The following is a 17,956-nucleotide window of genomic DNA, read 5'->3' on the forward strand; positions in this document are numbered from 1 at the left end:
CGTGGGTCTCGATACGCCCCTTCGGCGCTACTCGACCAGCAGGGGGGGCGTCACTCCACCAGCGTGTACACGCTCGAGGGCCGCCCCGTCGAGTAGCGGAGCGTCCGCGCCGCGCGGCCCGACGCCACCAGGTGCTCGAGGTACCGCCGCGCGCTGACCCTCGAGATGCCGACCGCCACGCTGACCTCGGTCGCCGACGCGTCCGCATCCGGTCGCAGCGCGCCCAGCACCGACGCGAGCGTCTCGGTGCTCAGCCCCTTCGGCAGCGCCTGCGCCCGCGCGCCCGAGGTGAACAGCACGTCGATCTCGTCCTGGTGCAGCCCCGCCGCCCCCTCGAACAGCCGGCGGTCGTGCGCCACCTCGTCCAGCCGGTTCCGCAGCGCCGTCGCGCTGAACGGCTTCACCAGGTAGTGGTGCACCCCCGCCGCCCGCGCCGCGCGCACGCTCTCCACGTCGCGCACCGCCGTCACCGCGATGAAGTCCGGCTGCGGCCCGGCGGTCGCCCGCACCGCCCGCAGCACGTCGAGCCCCGAGAACCCGGGCAGGTGGAAGTCGAGCAGCACCACGTCGGGCTGGTGCGCCTGGATCGCGGCGACCGCGGACGGTCCGTCGCCCGCCACCTCCCGCACCTCGAACCCGGGGTGCGCGGCGACGAACCGCTCGTGCAGGGCGGCGATGGCGGAGTCGTCGTCGACGATGACGACCGACAGCGGGCCGGTCACCGCACCACCTGCACGGCCGCGACCGGCGGCAGGTGCAGGCGCGCGGTGAGGCGCGCCCCTCCCCACTCCGACGCCCCCGCCGTGACCGTGCCGCGGTTGCGCTGCGCCACCCGGCGCACGAGAGCCAGCCCGATGCCGCGCCCGTGCACCCGCTGCCCGGAGTCGGGGCCGCCCTTGGACGACACGCCCTCCTCGAACACCTGCTCGCGGTGCTCCGGCGGAATCCCCGCTCCGTCGTCGTCGACCTCGATCACGAGGTCCTCGCGGTCGATCGAGAACTGCACGCGCACGCGGTGCCCGGCCGAGCAGGCCTCGAGCGCGTTGTCGACGAGGTTGCCGACCACGGTGACGACGTCGTCACGCAGGGTCGAGGGCAGGCGTCCGGCGAGGGCCTCGGCGTCGGGAGTCGCGGAGACGGCGAGGTCGATCCGCAGCTCGCGCGCGTGGGCGCTCTTGACCATGAGCAGCGCCGTGAGCTCCGGATCCTCCATCAGCATCTCGGGTGCGATCGCCCCGCCGACTCCGAGCGGGCCTCCGCTGCCGAGCCGCGCGATGAACGCGCGCGCCTCGTCGACGCAGTCGAGCTCGAGCAGCCCCGAGACGACGTGCATGGTGTTCGCGAACTCGTGGGCCTGGGCGCGCAGGCCCGCGGCGAGCGACTGCGCGCCGTCGGTGTCCTGCATCAGCTGGTGCAGCTCGGTGTGGTCGCGGAGCAGGAGGGTCGCGCCGACCGTGCGCTCGCCGCGGCGCGTGCCGGTGCCGCGCGCGATCAGGATCCGCTCGCCCGCGAGGACCAGCCGTCCCTCGCGCTCGCCCGCCTCGAGCACCTCGAGCAGCGACGGCTCGAGCACGTCCCTCGCCAGCGGAGGAGGCTGCGTCGGATCCGGCGACCAGCCCAGCAGAGCCGTCGCCGCGTCGTTGACCAGCACGATCCGCCCTGCCGCGTCGACCGTCACCACGCCCTCCGAGAGCCGGTGCAGCATCGTCTCCTGCTGCGTCACGAGCGACGCGATCTCCTCCGGCTCGAGGCGGAAGATGCGGCGGCGGATGATCGCGGTGACCCAGGCCGCCCCGAAGATCCCGAGCACGGCCGCGCCCGCCATCGCCCAGAGCAGCCAGCTCAGGTGGCCGAGGAAGTCCTTCCGCAGCGCCGACTCGAGGATCCCGACCGAGGCCGTGCCGATCACCTCCCCGTCGGAGCCGAACACCGGCACCTTCACCCGCCACGACTCGCCGAGCGTGCCGGTCTGCGTGCCGACGAAGGTCTGCCCGGCCAGCGGCACGGAGGGATCGGTCGAGACGCGCTCGCCGATCCGCTCGGTGTCGGGGTGCGAGAACCGCACGCCTGCGCGGTCGGTGACGACCACGTAGGTGACGTCGGACGCCTCCCGGATCACCTCGGCGATCGGCTGGATCACGATCGAGGGGTCCTCGTCGTCGAAGGCCTCGGTGATCGCGGGCAGGTTCGCGACCGAGCGCGCGACCCCGGTCATGCGGTCGAGGTAGGAGGAGCGCAGCGAGCGCTCCTGCAGCGATCCGGCGACGAGGCCGGTTGCGACGACGGCGACAGCGACGATCAGCGCCTGCAGCAGCAGGAGCTGTACTCGAAGCGACATTGCCCGAACCACCCGCCCATCATGTCGCGCCACGGGTGCCGCCACGTCGCTCCGGGACCGGATCGAGACCGACCGGCCGCCGACCAATAGTTACGAAAGCCCGCACTTAGTTTCCGAAGCCGCGGCCGCCGCGCCGCTCTCATTAGGTTCTGACTCGCGCGCCGCAGCGGCGCATCACCCCGATCTCGCACTCGGGAGTTCTCAAAGGAGAGAAAGAACCATGCGATCCAAGCCCTTCCTCGTCGTGCTCGCCGCCTCGACCCTCGCCCTCACCGCCTGCTCGTCCGGAGGCACCGAGACCGCTTCGGAGTCCGCCGCCGGCGGCGCCGTCGAGTCGCTCCAGATCATCGTCCCCGCCGACCCGGGCGGCGGCTGGGACCAGACCGGCCGCGCCATGTCGCAGCTGCTGACCGCGGAGGAGCTCGTCGGCTCGGCCCCCGTCACCAACGTCGGCGGCGCGGGCGGCACCGTCGGCCTCGCCTCCCTCGCCAACGAGAAGGACCCGAACACCCTGATGGTCACCGGCCTCGTCATGGTCGGCGCGGTCGAGACCAACGCCGCCGACGTGCGGATGGAGGACACCACTCCGATCGCCCGCCTCACCGAGGAGTCGCTCGTCATCGTCGTGCCGGCCGACTCCGAGTACGAGACCCTCGAGGACCTCGCCGACGACATCGTCGACAAGGGCCAGGAGGTCACCGTCACCGGCGGCTCCGCGGGCGGCGCCGATCACATCCTCGCGGGCCTGCTGCTCGAGTCGGCCGGCCTCTCGGGCGACGAGATCGCCGAGAAGCTCAACTACATCCCGAACTCGGGCGGCGGCGAGGCCGTCTCGCTGATCCTCGGCAACAACGTGGGCGCCGGCATCTCGGGCGTGGGCGAGTTCCTCGAGCACATCGAGGCGGGCACCATGCGCGCCCTCGCCGTCTCGTCGGCCGAGCCCGTCGAGTCGCTGCCGGACGTCGAGACCATGACCGAGGCCGGCTACGACGTGACCCTCACCAACTGGCGCGGCGTGCTCGCCCCCTCCGACATCACGGAGGAGGAGACCGCGGCCCTCACGGACCTCGTCACCGAGCTGCACGGCACCGAGGCGTGGACCGAGGAGCTCGCGACCCGCGGCTGGACCGACGCGTTCCTCACCGGCGACGAGTTCGGCGACTTCCTCGAGTCCGACATCACCGAGGTCGGCGCCACGCTGAAGAACATCGGGCTGGTCGACTGATGTCGACCTCCGCTCCTCCGGTGGCCCCGGGGACGGACGCGGCCCGCGCCGACCGGGGCCGCCTGGTCGGCGAGCTGATCTTCGCGGTGCTCGCCGTCGCCCTCGGGATCTTCGTCTTCGTCGGCGCGTTCTCGATCCGCGCTCCCGGCGCCGGCTCGCAGGTCGGCCCGCGGGTCTTCCCGTTCCTGGTCAGCGGCATCCTCACCTTCTCGGCGGTCATGGTGCTGATCGACGTCCTCCGCGGCCGCCTCGGCCCGCAGGAGGAGGGCGAGGACATCGACTCCTCGGCGAAGACCGACTGGGTCACCCTGGGCAAGCTCGTCGCCTTCGTCATCGCGCACATCGTCCTCGTCGACCTGATCGGCTGGGCGCTCGCCGCGGCCGTGCTCTTCGGCGGAGTCGCGTGGTCGCTGGGCGCGAAGAAGTGGTGGGTCGCGATCCTCGTCGGCCTGGCACTGGGCCTGGTCGTGCAGATCGTCTTCGGCGGTCTGCTCGGGCTCTCGCTGCCGCTGGGTCCGCTCCTGGGCTGGCTGCAGCCCCTCCTCGACGCGATCGGAGGCTGACGTGGACAACATCTCGGCACTGCTCGAGGGCTTCGCGATCGCCGCGCAGCCCGAGTACCTGGTCTTCGCGTTCCTGGGCGTGCTGGTCGGCACCGCCGTCGGCGTGCTGCCCGGCATCGGCCCGGCCATGACGGTGGCGCTGCTGCTGCCCCTGACCTACACGCTCGACCCCACCGCGGCGCTGATCACCTTCGCCGGCATCTACTACGGCGGCATGTACGGCGGCTCGACCACGAGCATCCTGCTGAACACGCCGGGGGAGTCGGCCTCGATCGTCACCGCGCTCGAGGGCAACAAGATGGCGAAGATGGGGCGCGGAGCCGCGGCCCTCGCGACCGCGGCCCTCGGCTCGTTCGTGGCCGGCACCGTCGCCACCGTGCTGCTGACCCTCCTCGCCCCGACCATCGCGGCCTGGGCCGTGAACCTCGCTCCCGCCGACTACGTGGCCCTGATGGTCATCGCCTTCATCACCGTGGGCGCCCTGCTGGGCTCCTCCGTCTGGCGCGGCCTCAGCTCGCTGGGCCTCGGCCTCTTCGTGGGCCTGGTCGGCACCGAGATCCTCTCGGGCCAGCAGCGCTACACGTTCGGCCTGCTGCCGCTGGCCGACGGGATCGACGTGGTGCTCGTGGCGGTCGGCCTCTTCGCGGTCGGCGAGACGCTCTACGTGGCGTCCCGGATGCGTCACGGCGGCATCCAGGTGATCCCCGTGACCCGTGGATGGCGCAGCTGGATGACCCGCGACGACTGGAAGCGCTCGTGGAAGCCGTGGCTGCGCGGCACCGCGATCGGCTTCCCGATCGGCACGATCCCGGCCGGCGGCGCGGATGTGGCGACGTTCCTGTCGTACGCGACCGAGCGCAAGCTCTCGAAGCACAAGCACGAGTTCGGCCGCGGGGCGATCGAGGGCGTGGCCGGTCCGGAGTCGGCGAACAACGCGGCGGCGGCGGGCGTGCTCGTGCCGTTGCTGACCCTGGGGCTGCCGACGACCGCGACCGCCGCGATCATCCTCTCGGCGTTCCAGAGCTACGGCATCCAGCCCGGACCGCAGCTGTTCACCAACCAGCCGGGACTCGTCTGGGCGCTGATCGCGAGCCTCTACATCGGCAACGTGATGCTTCTGGTGCTCAACCTGCCGCTGGTGGGCATGTGGGTGAAGCTGCTGCAGATCCCGCGTCCGTACCTCTACGCGGGCATCCTGACCTTCGCGGTGCTGGGCGCGTACGCCGTCAACTTCTCGACGGTCGACATCGTGATCCTGCTGGTCGTCGGAGTGGTGGGCTACTTCCTCCGCCGCTTCGGCTACCCGGTGGCGCCGCTGGTGATCGGGCTGATCCTGGGCCCGATGGCGGAGGCGCAGCTGCGCCGCGCGCTGCAGCTCTCGCAGGGCGACCTGACCGCGCTGGTCACCCGTCCGTTCGCGGCCTTCGCGTACCTCGCGCTGATCGTCATCATCGCGCTCGGCCTCTACCTCCGCTCGCGCCAGAGCCGGATGGAGCGGGCGATCGCCGCGGCGACGGTCGTCGACGAGTCGGTGCAGTCGGCGGTCGACACCGCCTACCGCCCGGGCGAGCGCCCGACCGACATCGACACCACCGGCGTGAACCAGGTGACGGGCACCACCGGCATCCGGACGGTGCCGAAGGACTCGCGCCGGAAGAAGTAGGAGGGATCTCGATACGGCCGCTACGCTGCCTAATCCGATCAGCAGGCAGGGCCCTCGACAGTCGAGCCTCAGCTGGTCGAGCAGCCGCGGAGCGGCGTCTCGAGGTGTGCCCCCGCGAGACGTCCTCGAACCGTCGAGACAGCCCGCAGCAGCGGGACGTCTCGACGGCACGGGGACGTCTCGTCGTCAGGGTGCAGGGGAGTTCGGGAGTGCGCGAAGGGCCTCGCGGATGACGGCGTCGTACTGCTCCCGGTCGAAGGTCACGGTCCGGACCCGACCGATGCCGGGCTTCCAGCCCGCGAACTCGTGCGTCGCACCGAACCCGGCCCGCCGAGCCAGGCGGGCGAGCGAGGTGGAGGGAGGAGGCAGTGGCCGGTCGGTCTCCACCTCCCACTGCGCGTTCCTCCACTGGACGGTCCGCTCGCTCCGCACGAGCTGGGCGCCGTAGAGAATTCCACAGCTCGCATCGCCGCACGACGCACAGCACGCCACGGCGATGCGTCCGGGCAGCATGGACCCCTCGACCGACGGCTCTTCGCCCAGGAGCGAGAGGAGGAAGGCGGGCCACTCGGCCCACGGCGCCGAGTAGATGTCCAGTGGGTTCGGCGGATCCGCGTCGCCCGCGAAGGCACCCACTGGACGTCCATCGAGGGTCAGATCGGGTTGCGGGGTCGAGTTCGCGGCGACGATTCCCAGCACCGTGAACTCGCTCATCCGGTCATCGTGGCACGGACGACCGCTCGCTGATCGTTTGTGACGGAGGACTCCTGGGTGCCCGTCCTCTCGGACGAGTCGACCATCGGCGTCCGCGCCGACCGGTCAGCTCGTCTCGGGCGGTGCGATCGAGAGTCGCTGGATCTCGCTGATCGACCAGTCGGGCTCATCGTCCGGGTCCGGCGCCGTCACGACCTTGTCGAACATGCGGATGAGAGGACCGAGGTCCGACTGGTCGGAGCCTGCGCGCGCCGCGGCATGGTTCTCCTCACCGTGGACGGGGCGCCAGTCGAGCTGCCAGCCCGCGCGCAGAGCCACTCGGTTCGAGAAGATCCGCTGAGTGCGACCGTTCCCCTCCCTGAAGGGATGGAGGTAATTAATCTTCTCGTAGTGGTACGCGAGCCTCTCGACGAAGACCGGACGGCTCAGTCCTACGAGGAGGCCGTCGTCGACCAGCTCGGCGAACGAGGTCCGCGCGGCCCGTTCGATGAGGCCCCAGGGCAGGAAGTACCCGGCCCCGGGCACGTTCTTCCTGACATCCACGATGCGGAGCTGTCCAGCCCAGTCGTACACATCCTGGAAGAGGTGGCGGTGGATAGCGCGCAGCTCGGCCAGATCGTTCGTCGGAGGAACCGGGGCGTCGATGAGTTGCAGGGCCCGCGCGAAGGAGAGATCCGCTTCAGCGCGAGCGAGGATGGCGTCGCTGCCCGCGCCGATGAAATTCCGGAGAACCGACGTGCCCGGTATCAGGTACGGGTCGACGAAGTCGGGAGAGGCCATAGCGGGCTCGGACCCGATCGACCAGCTCGGTCGAATCGATCTGCCCTGCGACGTAGCGATCGGCATCCGCGAGAGTCTCGTCGGAAACGGTCAGCCCCTCGATCTCGGCGCTGTGAACGGCTGCTTCGACGTGCGACGCACGCGTCTCGGTGATCGTCATCGTGCCTCCTCTCGCCCTCCGGCCATGCTATCCAGTGCCTCCGACGCAGAGGGGCTGATCTCGGGTGGACCGGTGCGCGGCCTGCCTGATCAGCAGGGGGCAGGCACGGCACGGGGACGTCTCGTGGTCAGTGGGTTCGATGGGGCAGAGGAGATCAGGCGTCGGTGCCGCGTCCTGACGTCCCGCGACGGGATCGTGCCGGGGAGGAGACTCCCGTGCGGACGCGGTGCCCGGTCGCCGTCGACTCGACCGTGAACTGCCCTGTCGCGCGGACGAGCTCCGACAGCTTCGCGTAGCCCCAGTTGCGGGAGTCGAAGTCCGATCGCCATTTGCGCAGGAGCTGCCCCACGGCCGCGAGGCTCGCCCAACCGTCTTCGGACGATGCGGTGCTGACGCTGTTCCGAAGCCCCTCGATGAGACGCGGATCGTCCTGGGGCGAGGACGGCGCCGGTCGTTCCGGCGCCGGAGCGGTGGGTGCGGACTCGCCGACCATGACCTCGAGGACGTCGAGGTAGGTGAACTGGTCGCACGCGTTGCGGAAGGACGTCGGCGTCTTGCGCTCGCCGAATCCGTAGACGGTGATGCCCTGCTCTCGGATCCGGGACGCGAGCCGGGTGAAGTCGCTGTCCGAGGAGACGATGCAGAAGCCCTGGAACCTCCCCGTGTAGAGCAGGTCCATCGCGTCGATGATGAGCGCGCTGTCCGTCGAGTTCTTGCCCTTGGTGTGCGCGAACTGCTGCATGGGCTGGATGACGTGCTCGCTCGCCGCGGTCTTCCAGCTGGTGAGCTGCGTGCTCGTCCAGTCGCCGTAGACCCTCTTCACCGAGGCCGTGCCGAAGCGGGCGACCTCCGCGAGGACGGCCCCGATGCGGGACGGAGGGACGTTGTCGGCGTCGACGAGGACGGCGAGCAGATCGCTGGGGGTGCTCATGCCCCGAGCCTGGCAGTTCGTCTGCCGGCGATCCGCCCCCCCCTCCGGCGCTGGCGGGGATCGGTGGGGGGATCTCGATACGGCCGCTGCGCGGCCTACTCGATCAGCAGGGGCGGGGGGCCGCCGCCTCCTCACGGGCTCGGGTGCGAATACCTGCTGGTCGAGCAGCCGCGCGTCCGCCGCGTCGCTGGTGAGTGGCCGCGCAGCGGCACCCCTTGCTGTCGAGGAGCGCCGCAGGCGCGTATCGAGATCCACGTCCCCGGACGTCGGGCCGTCGGCGTCAGCCCTCGACGGGCTCCCACCCGTTCTCGCGGCAGGCGTCCGCGAAGGCGGCCGACGCGGCGGTGAAGCCGGCCTCGTCACCGGATCCGAGCGCCGCCGTCATCGCGGCCGACGCGCTCCGGAGCTCGGCCGGATCCTCGCCCGTCAGCAGCTCGGCGACGGTCTCGACGATGCGCTCGCGCCGTTCCTCGAGCGCCCCTCCGCTCACCCAGCCCGCATGAGCGTTGCACGCCTCGGTCGAGGACGCCGAGAGGCCGGGCGCACAGCCTGCCAGCGCGAGCACCAGCGCGGTCGCCACTCCGGCCTGCGCGCCGAGTCGCCCGGGAAGGCGCGCTCTCGCGGCGTGTCGGCAGCCGTTCCGGGCAGCTGAGCGCAGGCCGGTCATGCCGGCAGCAAGCCGATGATCACCGACATCACCAGGATCGTCACGAGCTCGTGGGTGACGTTGAGGATCGTGAGCTTCGCGGGGCGGCCCTCGAAGGCGTCGTGGGTGATCATCCGGGCCGCGGTGAAGCCGACGAAGAGGAACAGGCCGGTGACCAGGGAGTTCGCGAACCAGCTTCCGCCGTAGAAGGCGTGCGCGATGTCGACGCAGCCGGCCAGCACCAGCGCGGTGACGAGGCTGACGACCAGGGTCACCAGGATCGGCACGACCGCACTGCGCGAGCGCATGCTCTCGTCGGTGATGCCGGTGAGGCGCATCCAGAGCGTGCCGAAGACCTTCGGGGTGTACCAGACCGAGCCGACGATCATCGTCGAGAGGGTGGCGAGGGCGACGGCCCAGGGATTGATGTCGGGGACCACGGCGGGGCCTTCCTCGAGGGGCGCCGCGGGTTCGGCGTGCCGCTCACCCTAGGGCCGGGGCGCCCGCTCCGGGCGGCGCCTCAGCGAGCGGGCGGCGCCTCGATCGCGTGCGCGCTCCCGCTCATCGTGATCCCTCCCGAGGCGGGGACGTCGACGAGCAGCACGCTCGGCCGACCGACGTGGCGGCCCTGGTGCACGACGACGCGGGTGGGAGGCGCGACCGCGCCGATCGCGCGCAGCCAGCCGCCGAGCGCGGCGGCCGCGGAGCCGGTGGCGGGGTCCTCAGAGAGGGTGCCGACGGGGAACAGGTTGCGCGTCTCGAACCCTCCGTCGGGCAGGGCCCGCGCGATCGTGACCGTCCCGCTCCAGCCGCGTGCGTCCATCAGCCCGCGCATCGCCGCCGGCTCGAACGAGAACCCGTCGAAGACCGCGGCGTCCTCGAGCACCAGGATCGGATGCCGGTTGCCGGCGAACGCCTCCGCCGGCGCGAACCGCGCATCCAGCGCCGCCCGATCCAGGCCCAGGAGCCTCAGGATCGCGTCGATGTCGGCGTCCGGCAGCGGGACGACGCGCGGCTCGACGCTCGTGAACGAGGCGAGCACGGCGCCGCCCTCGACGCGCGTCCCGATCGCGACCTCGCCGACGGGGGTGTCGAAGACGAACGCCCCGGCTCCGTCGCGCTCGGCCAGGGCGACCGCCGTGGCGATGGTGGCGTGGCCGCAGAACGGCACCTCGGCGACCGGAGAGAAGTAGCGCATCCGGAACCGCCGCAGCCCGGTGCGCTCGATCGCGAAGGCGGTCTCGGCGTAGCCGACGTCGGCGGCGATGCCCTGCATCGCGGCGTCGTCGAGGGCGGTCGCGTCGAGCACGACGCCGGCGGGGTTGCCGCCGTCGGGGGTCGCGGGGAAGGCGGCGAGGCGGAGGATCTCGGTCACGCGGTCCACCGTGCCCGACCCGGGCGGGGTGCGGTAGGGCCGATGCGCGGTGCGCGGCCCTCCCCGGGCGCCGATCCGTCGAGAACGGCCGGCTCGCGCGCTCTCCGCCGGCCGTTCGTGACCGATCAGCGGAGGCACGCCGCGGGACGGAAGGGTCCAGGACGAGCAGCGACCGACCGGGCGACGGTCGCACTCACGCGGACGGCTGGAGGAGGAGAGCCGCAGCAGCCACGAGCAGGGGCGAGAACACGAGCGCGACAGTGGGGAGGAGCGCGACGATTCCCCGCTTCACGCCTACCCAGGCTCGGCCAGAGCTCACCCCGATCACCAGGAGGCCGAAGACGAGCGCGAGCAGATCGACGAACCAGGCCAGGAGGAGGAGCGCCCCGTTGACGCGGTCGCCGATCAGGTAGACCGCAGCGCACCACAGCGCGGTCACGAGGAGACCGGCGACACCCAGACCCGCCGCCAGAGTCGCCATGGTGAAGGGATCGCCGCGCGAGTCCGATCGTTCCGTCATGCGACGGATTCTCGCAGGGACGCGGGGTCGCGACCGTCACGAGGGAGCTCCTGCCACACCTCCCGACGTCGCCACTGACCGCCGATGCCGCGCCGACCGGACGGCGCTCAGAGCGACGCGAGGTACGAGCGCCACCCGCCGAAGCGGGTGATGTCCTCGGCGCCCTCGACCGCGATCGGCTCGACCAGGAACCCGCTCACGAGCGTCCCGTCGGCCAGCGTCACCTTCCCGATCGCCATCGGCTGCGGCAGCGCGGCGACGAACGAGCCGAACGCTGCGTCGTCCAGCCGCCACACCTCCACCTCGAGGGCCGAGCCGTCGGCGACCCGCACCACTCCGGGCTTCGGCGGTGTCGTCGCGAGGGCGACCAGCCGGTAGTCGGCGCTCGTCGTGGTCGTCGAGACGAGCTCGGCGCCCCGATCGGTGAGCTGCGCGTTCAGCGGCTGCCCGCCGAGGTGGGCGCCGGCGACGGCGAGGAGGACGGTCATGAGCGGTTCCAGACGAGGTCGGCGAGTCGGTGGTCGGAGAAGGCGGGGCCGATGAGCTGGACGCCGAACGGGAGCCCGTCGACGACGCCGGCGGGGTAGGCCACGGCCGCCAGATCGAGCAGGTTGGCGAAGTTCGTGAAGCGGCCGAGGCGCGAGTTGACGCCGATCGGATCTGCGGCCACGGCTGCGAGCGTCGGATGCTCGACCGTCGTCGGCAGCAGCAGGGCGTCGATCCGCTCGAAGACCTCGTCCGAGACGACGCGGGCCCGGTCCAGGCGCTCCTGGTCCTGGAAGAGCTTCCACGCCGGCAGCTCTCGCGCCGCGCCGATGATGCGGCCCACGGTCGGGTCGACCTCGTCGGGGTGCGCGTCGACGAAGGCGCCGACGGCGGCGTAGCGCTCGGCGACGAACGCGCCGTCGTAGAGCATCCGAGCGGTCTCGAGGAACACCTCGATGTCCAGGGGGACCACCTCGGCCCCCGTCGCGACCCAGCGCGCGACCTCCGCGTCGAAGGCCTCGGCCCAGCCGGGGGCCAGTTCGCCGACCTGCCCCGGCAGCGGCACGCCGATCCGCGGGGTCCCGGCGACCGGAGCCGTGGATCCGGAGCGGCTGAGCGGGTCGCGCGCGTCCGGCCCCGCCATCACGTCGAGTGCCCGCCGTGCGACGGCGGGGTCGGCCGCCATCACCGTCACGACGTCCAGGCTCCGGCAGGCCGGCACGACACCCGCCGTGCTCACCCAGCCCTTCGTCGGCTTCAGCCCCACGAGCCCGTGGAACGCGGCGGGCACGCGTCCGGAGCCCGCGGTGTCGGTTCCGAGCGCGAAGTCGGCCGCACCCAGCGCGACCGCGACGGAGGAGCCCGAGGACGAGCCTCCGGAGATGCGCGTCTCGTCGACCGCGTGCCGCACCGCCCCGTAGGGGGAGCGGCTGCCGACGAGCCCGGTCGCGAACTGGTCGAGATTGGTGGAGCCGAGGACGACCGCTCCGGCCGCGCGCAGCCGCGCCACCGTCGTCGCGTCCTCGACGGGCTCGAAGGCGAAGGCCGGGCACGCCGCGGTCGTCGGCAGTCCCGCCACGTCGATGTTGCCCTTCACCGCGAAGAGCAGCCCGGCGAGCGGCAGCGCCGGATCGACCGCTGCCAGCTCGGCCACCACGTCGGCCTCGGGTCGCAGCGCGATGAACGCCTCGGGTCGCGACCGCAGCCGCTCGTAGCGCTCGGCGACGTGCGCCGCGGTGTCCCGGATCATGCCGCCTCCTCCTCGATCAGCGGTTCGAGCACGACGAGCACCGTGCCCGCCGTCACCTGGACGCCCACCTCGGCGACGACCTCGACCACGCGGCCGGCCGTCGGCGCGGTGACGGGCGCCTCCATCTTCATCGCCTCGAGTGCGACGAGCGTCTGACCGGCCTCGACGAGATCGCCGACCGCCACGTCGAGCCGGAACACCGTCGCGACGAACGGCGCCTCCACGGCCTCGCAGCCCTCGGGCACGACGACCGCCGGTCCGTCGACCGGAGCCGGCACCGCGTCCTCGCGGTCGAACTCGCCCGACGCCCGCCACGCGTCGCGCTCGGCACCGAACGCCGAGGCCTGGCCCGCGCGGAACTCCGCGATTTCCGACGCGTTCTCCGCGAGGAACTCCTCGTACTCGGCAAGCGAGAACTCGCCGTCCTCGATCCGCAGCGGCAGGCGTCCCGCGGCCATCTCGGCGCGCAGCTCGAGCAGCTCCTCCGGCTCCACCGGATACCAGCGGATGCGGTCGAAGAAGCGCAGCAGCCACGGCACTCCGTCCTCGAAGGCCCCGGCCTGGTGGTGCGTGGACCAGATCGGCACCGTGCGGCCGACGAACTGGTACCCGCCGGGGCCCTCCATCCCGTAGATGCAGAGGTAGGCGCCGCCGATGCCGACCGCGTTCTGCGGGGTCCAGGTGCGCGCCGGGTTGTACTTCGTGGTCACCAGGCGGTGCCGGGGGTCGAGCGGAGTCGCGACCGGCGCGCCGAGGTAGACGTCGCCGAGCCCCAGCACCAGGTACTCGGCCTCGAACACCGTCCGGTACACGTCGTCGACGCTGTCGAGGCCGTTGATGCGGCGGATGAACTCGATGTTCCACGGGCACCACGGAGCGTCGTCACGGACCCCGGCCATGTAGCGGCGGATCGCCTCGCGCGTCGACGGGTCGTCCCACGCCAGCGGCAGGTGCACGGTGCGGCTCGCGACCCGCAGGTCCGCGGTCGCCGGCAGCACCGCCTCGGCCGCGAGGACCGCCTGCGCGACGGCCTCGGTGCTCGTGGTGCGCGGATCGAAGTGGACCTGCAGCGAGCGGATGCCCGGGGTCAGCTCGATCACGCCCGGCAGGCCGGCGGCCTCGAGCGTCTCGGCGATCGCGTGCACCCGCATGCGGGAGGCGATCTCGAGGCTCATCTCGCCGACCTCGACGAGCAGGTTCGCGTCTCCGCTGCGCCGCAGCACGACCGAGGGTGCGCCGTCGCGGGCCGGCAGTCGGTGCAGGACGCCCTGGTCCTCGACCGGTGCCCGTCCTGCGGAGGGCATGTCCAGCGGCGCGTCCAGGAGCGCCGTGGCCTGCGCCGAGGTGACCGGCACGAACCGCACGGTGTCGCCCGGACGGAGCTGACCGAGCCGCCAGAGGTGCCCGGTCGAGACCGTCGCGGGGCAGGTGAAGCCGCCCAGGCTCGGACCGTCGGGGCCCAGCAGGATCGGCAGGTCGCCGGTGTAGTCGACCGCGCCGACCGCGTAGGGGGTGTCGTGGATGTTGGAGGGGTGCAGTCCCGCCTCTCCGCCGTCGGAGCGGGCCCAGCGCGGCTTCGGACCGACGAGGCGGACGCCGGTGCGCGCGGAGTTGAAGTGCACGTCCCAGTCGGTGGCGTAGAAGACGGCCATGTCGTCCTCGGTGAAGAACTCCGGAGCGGCGTGCGGGCCCTCGAGGGCCGCGATCGTCCACGCCTTCGGGAACTCCGGGCGTTCGGCCGACGGCACCGGAGCGACGGGCTGCGGTGCCGCCGGAGTCCGGATCCCGAGGACGTCGCCCGGCGCGAGGGCGCGTCCGGCGTGTCCGCCGATCGCGCCGAGGTCGAAGGTGCTCGCCGATCCGAGGATCAGCGGCACGTCGAGGCCGCCCTCGACCAGGAGGTACATCCGCATGCCGCGCTCGGCCGTGCCGACGGCGAGCACGCCGCCCGCGGGCACCTCGATCGGCTCCCAGGCCGCGACCGGTGCTCCGTCGAGCGTCGCGGGCGCGGGGGCGCCGGTCAGCACGATCCGCGTGGCGCTGTGGAAGCGGAGCGTCGGCCCGCTCATCGTCATCTCGAGTCCGGGCGCCGCGGCGGGGTTGCCGAGCGCCTCGTTGCCGAGCCGGAACGACAGCGGGTCCATCGGCCCCGACGGCGGGATGCCGACCGGCCAGTAGCCGAGGCGCCCGGGCAGGTCCTGCACCGTGGTGAGCATGCCGCCCTTGAGCACTTCGAGCCGCGGAGTCGCGTCGCGGATCCCGTCGAGCGTCGCGGTCGAGTGCTCCGCTGCGAGGACGGCGGGCTCGACGGCGATCGCGCGCAGGAGGCCGGTGTTCGTCGCGATCCCGTCGACCCGGGTGCCCTCGAGCGCCTCGCCGAGCGCCGCCCAGGCCGCAGCGCGGTCCTCGGCGTGCACGATCACCTTCGCCAGGAGCGGGTCGTACGCCGTCGAGACCTCGCTGCCGGGGCGGATCCAGCCGTCGATCCGCGCGCCCGCCGGGTACTCGAGGGCCGTGACCGTGCCCGAGCTCGGCGCGTTGCCCAGGTCGGGGTTCTCGGCGTAGACGCGCGCCTCGACCGCCGCTCCGGAAGGTTCGGGAAGCGCGTCGAGGAACGCCGTCTCGCCCTGCGCGAGTCGCAGCATCCACTCGACCAGGTCGATCCCGTAGCGCGCCTCGGTGACGGGGTGCTCGACCTGCAGGCGCGTGTTGACCTCGAGGAACGCCGCCTCCTGCCGCACCGGGTCGTAGATGTACTCGACGGTACCGGCGCTGCGGTAGCCCGCGTCGGCGCAGAGCCGCGCCGACGCCTCCGCGATGCCCGTGCGCACGGAGTCGGGAAGATCGGGGGCAGGACTCTCCTCGATCACCTTCTGGTTGCGGCGCTGGAGCGAGCAGTCGCGGTCGCCGAGGGTGAGCACGCGGCCGTCGCCGTCTCCGAACACCTGCACCTCGACGTGGCGGGCCCGCTCGACGAGCCGCTCGAGGAACACACCGGCCGAGGAGAAGCCGGCCTCGGCGAGACGCCGCACCTCGCGCCACGCGGTGCGCAACTCGGACTCGTCGCGGCAGGCTCGCATGCCGATGCCGCCGCCTCCCGCCGTCGCCTTGAGCATCACGGGGTAGCCGATCCGCTCGGCCTCGGCGGCGGCGTGGTCGGCGTCGTCGAGCAGCCCGGTGCCGGCGAGCATCGGCACCCCGGCGCGCTCGGCCGCGTCGCGGGCGGTGTGCTTCGCGCCGAAGATCTCGAGCTGCTCGGGGGTCGGACCGACGAACACGATCCCGGCGGCCTCGCAGGCGCGCGCGAACTCGGCGTTCTCGCTCAGGAACCCGTAGCCGGGATGGATCGCACCGGCGCCGGTCGCCCGCGCGGCCTCGAGGATCCGGTCGATCCTCAGGTAGCTCTCGCTCGCGGCGGCCGGACCGATCCGCACGGCCTCGTCGGCGAGCGCGACGTGCGCGGCGCCGAGGTCGGCGTCGGAGTGGACCGCGACGGTGCGCAGGCCCATCCGCTTCGCCGTCCGCAGGATCCGGACCGCGATCTCGCCGCGGTTGGCGACGAGGAGCGTGTCGAAGGTCATCGCGCGGCCACTCCGTCGAAGACGATCATCTCGGCGCGCGAGGGGTCGAAGCCGTTGCAGGGGTTGTTGATCTGCGGGCAGTTCGAGACGACCACGAGGGTGTCGCGCTCGGCGCGCAGCGTCACGCTGAGACCGGGGGAGGAGATGCCGTCGACGATGCCGAGAGCGCCGTCGGGGTCGACGGGCACGTTCATGAACCAGTTGACGTTCGACACCTGGTCGCGCTTGCCCATCCCGTAGCGCGAGAGCTCGGCGACGAAGTTCTCGGCGCAGGCGTGCTGCGAGTAGGTGTGGAAGCCGTAGCGGAGCGTGTTGCTCTCCTTCGAGCAGGCGCCGCCGAGAGTGTCGTGGCGCTCGACATCGGTCGCGATCACGCTGAGCAGCGGGCGGTGCTCGGCGTCGCGCAGCACCGAGCCGGCTGTCAGGTAGACGCTCGACTGGGCCTGCAGCGTGGCCGGGGCGGAGTAGGCCGTGTGGTCGACGGCGTCGTAGGCGAGGAAGTCGACGGCCTGGTTGCCGTCGACGTCGACGATCACGAGGACCTCGCCCGCTCGCAGCAGGCGCGACCAGGGCGCACGGGCGGCGACGGTCTCGCGGTGGATCTCGGTGCCGTGGTCGATGCTCATGCGATGCCCCTCGCCTGCAGGAAGTCGTCGGTGTTCAGGAACGCGCGGCGTCCCTCCGGAGTCGCGGAGCGCAGTGGATCGTCGGGCCCGGCCGGCTCGCCGCGCCAGGCGAGCACGTCGACCGGGCCGCACGAGTAGGCCGGCCGGGGGTCGAGCGGATGCGCGGTGTTCGCCAGCAGGACGATCGCCGGCATCTCGAGGCGGAGGACGACCGAACGGCCCGGTCCGGCGCTGCCGAGGTACTCGGGGGAGCCGTCCGCGCGGATCCGCACGCCCTGGAAGTAGGAGACGCTGGGCGCGAGATCGCCGCGGCCGAGCCCCTGCTTCGCGGCGCCGAGCAGCAGCAGCTCGCGACCGGAGGGCGAGGGCCCCTGCGGGGAGCCGTCGCCGTAGCGCTCGACGTTGCGGGCGAGGGCGCTCGTGCCGTAGATCGTGTCGTGGTGCCCGGAGTCGTCCGAGACCGTGCTCGCGAGCACGCGGCCCTGGTCGCTCAGCAGCAGCTGACCGGCTCCGGCGTAGACCTGCCACTGCACCTTCACGGTGTCGGCGACGTTGAGGCGCTCGTGCGTGCCGACCGCGCTGTAGAGCAGGAGCGAGACGCAGGCGTCTCCGGTGACGTCGGTCAGGCACAGGTGGGTGCCGCGGGCGAGGGCGCGGTGGCCGTACCCGCCGCCGGCGATCCGCTCGGACCAGCGCAAGTCCTCCGGCGTCGTGCCCGCGGGCGGATCGGGGTGCAGGCCCGCGGGCAGCAGCGGGCCGGTCTCGGCGGGCGTGCCCTCCTGGGCCCGGGCGTGCGCGCGGGCCCCCGCGGTGGTGGAGGTGGTCGATGCGCTCATCGGTCTGCGCCCTTTCTCGATCGTGCTCCGCGCGGCCCGGCGGTCCCGAGCTTTCTATCGTTCGACAGGAAGTCGATCACGCGCCGGTGTCGCGGGCGTGACCCCGGTGTTGCGATCGTGTTTCGCGTGCGGCGCCGGCGCCGCTTCTCCGAGAGCCGCTTCTCCAGAAGTTGCGGGAAGTGTGAGCGATTACCGCAACTTCTGGAGGAGCACCGAAGGGCCGCCACGCCGCTTCTCCAAAAGTTGCGGGAAGTGCGAGCGGT

18 protein-coding genes are annotated in these 17,956 nt (G+C 72.3%); 3 read left to right on the forward strand and 15 right to left on the reverse strand.

The features are described 5' to 3' along the window. Positions 1 to 50: 50 nt before the first annotated feature. Together C1I63_RS05155 and C1I63_RS05160 are read right to left on the reverse strand one after the other, a co-directional pair. Positions 51 to 722 (reverse strand): response regulator, encoded by a 672-nt coding sequence (locus C1I63_RS05155; protein WP_200919763.1) that lies wholly within the window; start codon positions 720 to 722, stop codon positions 51 to 53. Continuing rightward, complete coding sequence (locus C1I63_RS05160) at positions 719 to 2,338, reverse strand: ATP-binding protein (RefSeq protein WP_107574016.1); 1,620 nt, start codon at positions 2,336 to 2,338, stop codon at positions 719 to 721. Before C1I63_RS05160 ends, C1I63_RS05155 begins: the two co-directional genes overlap by 4 nt. 220 nt (positions 2,339 to 2,558) lie before the next feature. On the opposite strand from C1I63_RS05160, the gene C1I63_RS05165 reads away from it, so the two are divergent. From C1I63_RS05165 to C1I63_RS05175, 3 genes are read left to right on the forward strand one after another with little or no spacing between them, the layout of a single operon-like run. After that, positions 2,559 to 3,563, forward strand: a complete 1,005-nt coding sequence (locus C1I63_RS05165) for a Bug family tripartite tricarboxylate transporter substrate binding protein (RefSeq protein WP_107574017.1) — start codon at positions 2,559 to 2,561, stop codon at positions 3,561 to 3,563. 20 nt (positions 3,564 to 3,583) lie between these two features. Further along, the gene (locus tag C1I63_RS05170) at positions 3,584 to 4,126 is read left to right on the forward strand and encodes a tripartite tricarboxylate transporter TctB family protein (protein ID WP_244906986.1); all 543 of its coding nucleotides are present in this window, start codon (positions 3,584 to 3,586) and stop codon (positions 4,124 to 4,126) included. Between the two features lies 1 nt (position 4,127). Continuing rightward, positions 4,128 to 5,789 carry a tripartite tricarboxylate transporter permease gene (locus tag C1I63_RS05175; RefSeq protein WP_107574019.1) on the forward strand — a complete coding sequence of 554 codons (1,662 nt, stop codon included), beginning with the start codon at positions 4,128 to 4,130 and terminating at the stop codon, positions 5,787 to 5,789. A gap of 186 nt (positions 5,790 to 5,975) precedes the next feature. On the opposite strand, the gene C1I63_RS05180 is transcribed toward C1I63_RS05175, so the two are convergent. The 13 genes from C1I63_RS05180 to C1I63_RS05235 all read right to left on the reverse strand — a co-directional run bounded on the left by C1I63_RS05180 (position 5,976) and on the right by C1I63_RS05235 (position 17,693). Then, positions 5,976 to 6,503, reverse strand: coding sequence for a hypothetical protein (locus C1I63_RS05180; RefSeq protein ID WP_107574020.1), 528 nt, complete (start codon positions 6,501 to 6,503; stop codon positions 5,976 to 5,978). 105 nt (positions 6,504 to 6,608) lie between these two features. Further along, on the reverse strand, positions 6,609 to 7,283 hold the full coding sequence (locus tag C1I63_RS05185; RefSeq protein ID WP_107574021.1) for a Fic/DOC family protein: 675 nt from the start codon (positions 7,281 to 7,283) through the stop codon (positions 6,609 to 6,611). Continuing rightward, positions 7,183 to 7,443 carry an antitoxin VbhA family protein gene (locus C1I63_RS05190; RefSeq protein WP_107574022.1) on the reverse strand — a complete coding sequence of 87 codons (261 nt, stop codon included), beginning with the start codon at positions 7,441 to 7,443 and terminating at the stop codon, positions 7,183 to 7,185. The genes C1I63_RS05185 and C1I63_RS05190 overlap by 101 nt, the downstream gene beginning before the upstream one ends. Positions 7,444 to 7,597: 154 nt before the next feature. Next, positions 7,598 to 8,374 carry an NYN domain-containing protein gene (locus tag C1I63_RS05195; RefSeq protein WP_107574023.1) on the reverse strand — a complete coding sequence of 259 codons (777 nt, stop codon included), beginning with the start codon at positions 8,372 to 8,374 and terminating at the stop codon, positions 7,598 to 7,600. Between the two features lie 280 nt (positions 8,375 to 8,654). Beyond that, the gene (locus tag C1I63_RS05200) at positions 8,655 to 8,954 is read right to left on the reverse strand and encodes a hypothetical protein (protein WP_107574024.1); all 300 of its coding nucleotides are present in this window, start codon (positions 8,952 to 8,954) and stop codon (positions 8,655 to 8,657) included. A gap of 83 nt (positions 8,955 to 9,037) precedes the next feature. Beyond that, positions 9,038 to 9,460 carry a DUF1761 domain-containing protein gene (locus tag C1I63_RS05205; RefSeq protein ID WP_107574025.1) on the reverse strand — a complete coding sequence of 141 codons (423 nt, stop codon included), beginning with the start codon at positions 9,458 to 9,460 and terminating at the stop codon, positions 9,038 to 9,040. Between the two features lie 80 nt (positions 9,461 to 9,540). Further along, complete coding sequence (locus tag C1I63_RS05210) at positions 9,541 to 10,395, reverse strand: PhzF family phenazine biosynthesis protein (RefSeq protein ID WP_107574026.1); 855 nt, start codon at positions 10,393 to 10,395, stop codon at positions 9,541 to 9,543. A gap of 193 nt (positions 10,396 to 10,588) precedes the next feature. Next, positions 10,589 to 10,915, reverse strand: coding sequence for a hypothetical protein (locus tag C1I63_RS05215; RefSeq protein WP_107574027.1), 327 nt, complete (start codon positions 10,913 to 10,915; stop codon positions 10,589 to 10,591). Between the two features lie 107 nt (positions 10,916 to 11,022). Next, complete coding sequence (locus tag C1I63_RS19925; RefSeq protein ID WP_211315571.1) at positions 11,023 to 11,403, reverse strand: allophanate hydrolase-related protein; 381 nt, start codon at positions 11,401 to 11,403, stop codon at positions 11,023 to 11,025. Next, positions 11,400 to 12,650 carry an allophanate hydrolase gene (gene atzF / locus C1I63_RS05220; RefSeq protein ID WP_211315572.1) on the reverse strand — a complete coding sequence of 417 codons (1,251 nt, stop codon included), beginning with the start codon at positions 12,648 to 12,650 and terminating at the stop codon, positions 11,400 to 11,402. The genes C1I63_RS19925 and atzF overlap by 4 nt, the downstream gene beginning before the upstream one ends. Then, the gene (gene uca, locus C1I63_RS05225; RefSeq protein WP_107574028.1) at positions 12,647 to 16,231 is read right to left on the reverse strand and encodes an urea carboxylase; all 3,585 of its coding nucleotides are present in this window, start codon (positions 16,229 to 16,231) and stop codon (positions 12,647 to 12,649) included. The genes atzF and uca overlap by 4 nt, the downstream gene beginning before the upstream one ends. Next, the gene (locus C1I63_RS05230; protein ID WP_107574029.1) at positions 16,228 to 16,857 is read right to left on the reverse strand and encodes an urea amidolyase associated protein UAAP2; all 630 of its coding nucleotides are present in this window, start codon (positions 16,855 to 16,857) and stop codon (positions 16,228 to 16,230) included. Before C1I63_RS05230 ends, uca begins: the two co-directional genes overlap by 4 nt. Then, positions 16,854 to 17,693, reverse strand: a complete 840-nt coding sequence (locus C1I63_RS05235) for an urea amidolyase associated protein UAAP1 (RefSeq protein WP_107574030.1) — start codon at positions 17,691 to 17,693, stop codon at positions 16,854 to 16,856. Before C1I63_RS05235 ends, C1I63_RS05230 begins: the two co-directional genes overlap by 4 nt. Positions 17,694 to 17,956: the final 263 nt, after the last annotated feature.

Source organism: Rathayibacter caricis DSM 15933 (genome assembly GCF_003044275.1).
Taxonomy (GTDB): Bacteria; Actinomycetota; Actinomycetes; order Actinomycetales; family Microbacteriaceae; genus Rathayibacter; species Rathayibacter caricis.

Bases quoted from the DNA above. Each gene is read 5' to 3' on its own strand.
- C1I63_RS05160 (WP_107574016.1), bottom strand. From the start codon at position 2,338: ATGTCGCTTCGAGTACAGCTCCTGCTGCTGCAGGCGCTGATCGTCGCT.
- C1I63_RS05165 (WP_107574017.1), top strand. From the start codon at position 2,559: ATGCGATCCAAGCCCTTCCTCGTCGTGCTCGCCGCCTCGACCCTCGCC.
- C1I63_RS05180 (WP_107574020.1), bottom strand. From the start codon at position 6,503: ATGAGCGAGTTCACGGTGCTGGGAATCGTCGCCGCGAACTCGACCCCG.
- C1I63_RS05185 (WP_107574021.1), bottom strand. From the start codon at position 7,283: ATGGCCTCTCCCGACTTCGTCGACCCGTACCTGATACCGGGCACGTCG.
- C1I63_RS05190 (WP_107574022.1), bottom strand. From the start codon at position 7,443: ATGACGATCACCGAGACGCGTGCGTCGCACGTCGAAGCAGCCGTTCAC.
- C1I63_RS05195 (WP_107574023.1), bottom strand. From the start codon at position 8,374: ATGAGCACCCCCAGCGATCTGCTCGCCGTCCTCGTCGACGCCGACAAC.
- C1I63_RS05215 (WP_107574027.1), bottom strand. From the start codon at position 10,915: ATGACGGAACGATCGGACTCGCGCGGCGATCCCTTCACCATGGCGACT.
- C1I63_RS19925 (WP_211315571.1), bottom strand. From the start codon at position 11,403: ATGACCGTCCTCCTCGCCGTCGCCGGCGCCCACCTCGGCGGGCAGCCG.
- atzF (WP_211315572.1), bottom strand. From the start codon at position 12,650: ATGATCCGGGACACCGCGGCGCACGTCGCCGAGCGCTACGAGCGGCTG.
- uca (WP_107574028.1), bottom strand. From the start codon at position 16,231: ATGACCTTCGACACGCTCCTCGTCGCCAACCGCGGCGAGATCGCGGTC.
- C1I63_RS05230 (WP_107574029.1), bottom strand. From the start codon at position 16,857: ATGAGCATCGACCACGGCACCGAGATCCACCGCGAGACCGTCGCCGCC.
- C1I63_RS05235 (WP_107574030.1), bottom strand. From the start codon at position 17,693: ATGAGCGCATCGACCACCTCCACCACCGCGGGGGCCCGCGCGCACGCC.